This is a genomic window from Enteractinococcus helveticum (assembly GCF_020742345.1).
Taxonomy (GTDB): domain Bacteria; phylum Actinomycetota; class Actinomycetes; order Actinomycetales; family Micrococcaceae; genus Yaniella; species Yaniella helvetica_A.
Map to the genome: position 1 here is coordinate 1 of NZ_DYXC01000107.1, position 3,938 is coordinate 3,938.

Sequence of the window (3,938 nt, forward strand, 5' to 3'; positions counted from 1 at the left end):
AACACCTCCCCAGAAGAATCCGCCGAAGTCCCCTTCGGCGGGATCAAACGCTCCGGCTACGGCCGCGAACTCGGCCCCATAGGCATGGACGAATTCGTCAACAAACGCCTCATGACCATCAAAAAATAACACCACCAACGAGAAGTGGCGGTCAGACGTAAATATCGTGTGACCGCCACTATGCTGTGTTTACTATTCAAGAATCGTCATCAATTGTGAACCCTCTACAATATCCCATCAGGCTGCCGGAGATACTGTGCGCAGGGTTGCTCGGATTTCGGTTTGCACATGTGGTTGAAGCAGTGGCTTTTGCACGGCGTCTTCTGGTTCGCCCCACACAATGATGACCTGTGCGCCGTCGGTAGCATCGGCTTCGTTGACCATGCCCAGTGAAACGTAGCAGCCATTATTGGCGGTATAGGCGGTGTAGGTGGACAGGCCAACGAGACGATCATCGACCAGCACCTGGTCGTAGTGGAATGCTGAGAACGAGGACGGCACATCGATGAGCCGGGGTGCATTCTCGCGGTTGAATAGGGCATCACCGATAATGCGTCGAACGTCGTCGTTATTCCATTCCAGCCATACCTTCTTGCGGTGCGGTTGATTGGTCATGGCCTCAAGCGCTGACGTGCCGATGAAGTCGTGGGGATTTTTAATCAAGTGGCCGTAGCCCAGATCCCAGGGAGTGCAGTAGTAGTCTTGGATGTTGTCGGTTTCGAAACTGCCTTCCAGCGAGACCGCGCCTTCCATGGATGCCGCGGGCAGCCACTGCCGGTATGGGCGCAGTTTTGCTCCTGTGTAGATGGCCGGCATGGGGACGGCGATCCAGCCGGATTCTGCCACCGCTGTTGGGTAGGCTCGAGAGCCTCCGCGGCGTAACCCAAATTCGGTACCGGCCTCGAGAATCGTGTTGAGGACGATTTGGGCGTCTTGGGCGGGCCCCATGAGTTCTAGACCGTTGATTTTGCCGGGGACTTTGGCCATGCCGTGGTTCAGTGCGGTCACGGTGCGTCCGGCGATGGTCAGGTGTCCCATGTGAAAGAACTTGATGGGATCTAGTGCGCGGCCCTGGGCTTTTTCGAGAACGTCTTGGGCTAGCGGGCCGGTGATTTGATACCGATATTTTTGCCGCTCACGCAGATCAGGTGCCATCACGTCCATGTTCAGTTCGACGTCATAGTGTTCAGTTTCGGCAATGTAGGTGAGCCAGTCTTGTGCTATCGGCACGCCCACCAGACTGAAGTGGTCGTCGTCTAGGCCGAAGAGGATTTCATCGCCGATCACGTAACCATCGTGGTTGACGGCGACGAACTGTTTGGCTTTGCCTTGACCGAAAGTGGAGAAGTCATTGATCCCGGTATCGGTGAGTAGCTGCAGTGCGTCGGGGCCGGTGATGGTTAGGTCGTTCATGTGGAATGACTGGTCAAAAAGCACGCAGGTATTTTTCCACGCCCATTGTTCGTCGTACCAGCCACCGTGTTCGGTGGGGTATTGGAATTGATGGCGTGCGGTTGGGGCAGCCCGCATCATGTCCACAATGTTGTCTGTGGCTTGGAGTTTTTCTTCGAGACTGGTCATGACGGACCTCACCATTCGGTGCCAGATTGAAACTTGATTTCTCACCCGGTTCGGGCGCTCACACTGACCCGAAGACCACGCGTTTTTCCAGTGTAAGTCGCATAATTTTTCTCAACCAGCGCGCCGCCGGATGCCTGCCGCTTGCCCTAGTCACCGTGTTTTCTGTTGTTCAACGCTCGGCCGCCCGGTTTCTTTCAGGTGGATCGCGGCTATTCTGTTTGAGCGGTATTTTGCGTACCGGTCTGTGTTGTGGCACGTTTGGGCTTGACTGGCGCAAACAGCAGCCAAGCTGCCGTTGCTGATCCGAATACAAACCAGACGGCCCACCATGGGAAACCCGGACCAGGAACGGTCAGGGCATGCTCTTGCGGTTCAGGGTCAGCAATGCGTTCAGCGTGCACCAAGAAACGGTGGCTGTTAATACCAATCGGTGAGCAGGTAAAGAGCGTGACCCAGTCCTCGCCGTCGATGATCCGAAGTGATTCGGTCTGGTTTGGTAGCACGGTTTCTGTCTTTCGAACCGCATAGTAGTGGTCTTCACCCAACACGCTGATCCAGAAGATGTCGCCCACCTCAGCTTCGAGAAGTCCGGTGAACAGCTCAGCATGTACAAGGCCAGAATGAGCAGTCAGGACGGATCGCGTGGATGGGCCACCTACTGGTAAGGAGGTGCCGTAAAGATGCCCAGCACCTTTGGCGATCGTATCGTCTTCGGTGCCGTGATATACCGGCAGCGCAATGTCTACGTCCGGGTAGTTAACGGTCCCGATGGCATCGGTTCCGCTCAACCGCAACATCTGTTCATAGGCCTGGTATATGTCGGTGTCAAGGGCAGCATGTTCTTGCGGTGAAATATACGGATCGGTTAACGGTCCGGGCTCGAGCTCGTCGTTATAAGCATAGGCGGCGTCCAGAATACGCTGACGGTCTTGCGCGGGTGTTTGTTCGGCTCGTTGAGTGTAGCCGGTAATTTCGGAGGCCTGTCCCAGCCGAGAGAACCAGTCTGCAGCATCAGAATAGACAAGTAGGCCAATGCCGATCATGGCGACCAATTGGAGCAGGATGGCACCAAATCTGGTCTGAGACTTTTTCGCAACGATTTCTTGCGGTGGCGCAGTGTTGGGGTAAAAAATATTGTGAGAACTCATCAGGCACCACCATTGACTGTGTGACGGCGTCGCACAGCGTATATCCCGGCTGCCAAGAAGGCGAGTGCTGCGAGGATCAGTCCTACGATGCGCGCGCCCGTGGAAGCTAACCCGGTGGTGTCTTGGGAATTATCACCCGGAATGATGCCGGCATGCTGATCGTCGTCACTATCCGGCTCCTTGAGGTGATCATCATCAATGCCCGGAGGTGATGTGTCTAAGGGGTGTTCGGCTTCAAGGGTTAGTTCGTAGACTTCCAGTGCAGAGGTCAATTCTACCTCGGTGGGGTCTGTTGCACCTACCCAGGGGGTCGGGAAGCTCTGGGGTTGTATGTAATAGAAGTCAAAAAGTGGGTCTGAGCTGTCTCGCACCAGCCCGTTGACGAACCCGGAGAGCCGAAGCCCGTTGATGCGCAAGCTGCCATCGGCCTTAGTGGTCCATTGGTCGGCACCGTTGATCGTTAGCGGGTTGTGTCCTCGTAACGCGTCGTCCGCGCTGCCATACAGTTGGAAAACCACACCGGCAATAAGGTTTTGCGGATTATTTCGTTCGTGCACCAAGACCTGCAGATCACCAAATTTTGTGGTGGCGGTATCGCTTACTATTTGGGCGTTATTAACGGTTAGTTGCACTTCGTTGGTGTGCTCGCCAGAACTGGTCACCGGAGCATTGTAGGTTACCTGTAGATGTGCGCTGGGGTTCGTCTGGCGGGCTTGTACGAGTTTTGCTCGGCCGGTGGCGGTGAACGTGATTTCAAAGCCTTCCTGGCCGTCGACGTTTCGTGACCTCACGGTGTAATCGGTGTCTGGCACGAGGCGGGCACCGGTGGATACACTCACGTTCATATCAAGCCGCTGACTAAGCTTTACTCCGGCGCCGAGCAGATTGAGAAGCTGATATCGGTCGAGGCTGGTCTGTTGAGGTATCGAAGCACTGATCTGCCAGGTGATATCGTCACCAATTTGCACAGCGTTTTCATCGACGACCGAGAGGCTAACGTCAACCGGAGCGTTCTTTGGGTAGACGTGGACGGTTTCTAGCCAGCCTGAATTTGTTGGATGCCGCATGGGCAGTAGTACAAGGAACGGATCGGTTGGGACCACACCGGCTGGGGTTCTGGTTTCTTCCACCACGTAAAGCCCTGTGTCGAGTAGTCCCATAGTCAATTTGCCTTGCGCGTTGGTTATTCCAGTACGCGTCGGCTCCCTA

4 protein-coding genes are annotated in these 3,938 nt (G+C 55.3%); 1 reads left to right on the plus strand and 3 read right to left on the minus strand.

Annotated features, from left to right (window positions below):
* Nucleotides 1-129, plus strand: a 129-nt coding sequence (locus K8V32_RS09750) for an aldehyde dehydrogenase family protein (protein WP_303906516.1), incomplete at its 5' end; no start/stop codon positions are given.
* Between the two features lie 108 nt (nucleotides 130-237).
* Here K8V32_RS09750 and K8V32_RS09755 read toward each other — a convergent pair.
* The 3 genes from K8V32_RS09755 to K8V32_RS09765 form a co-directional block, all read right to left on the minus strand.
* Nucleotides 238-1,581, minus strand: coding sequence for an aminomethyl transferase family protein (locus K8V32_RS09755; RefSeq protein WP_303906507.1), 1,344 nt, complete (start codon nucleotides 1,579-1,581; stop codon nucleotides 238-240).
* Nucleotides 1,582-1,790: 209 nt separating this feature from the next.
* The gene (locus tag K8V32_RS09760) at nucleotides 1,791-2,729 is read right to left on the minus strand and encodes a class C sortase (RefSeq protein ID WP_303906510.1); all 939 of its coding nucleotides are present in this window, start codon (nucleotides 2,727-2,729) and stop codon (nucleotides 1,791-1,793) included.
* Nucleotides 2,729-3,938 (minus strand): SpaH/EbpB family LPXTG-anchored major pilin (locus tag K8V32_RS09765; protein ID WP_303906513.1); only part of this gene is annotated, 1,210 nt, incomplete at its 5' end. The genes K8V32_RS09765 and K8V32_RS09760, both read right to left, overlap by 1 nt.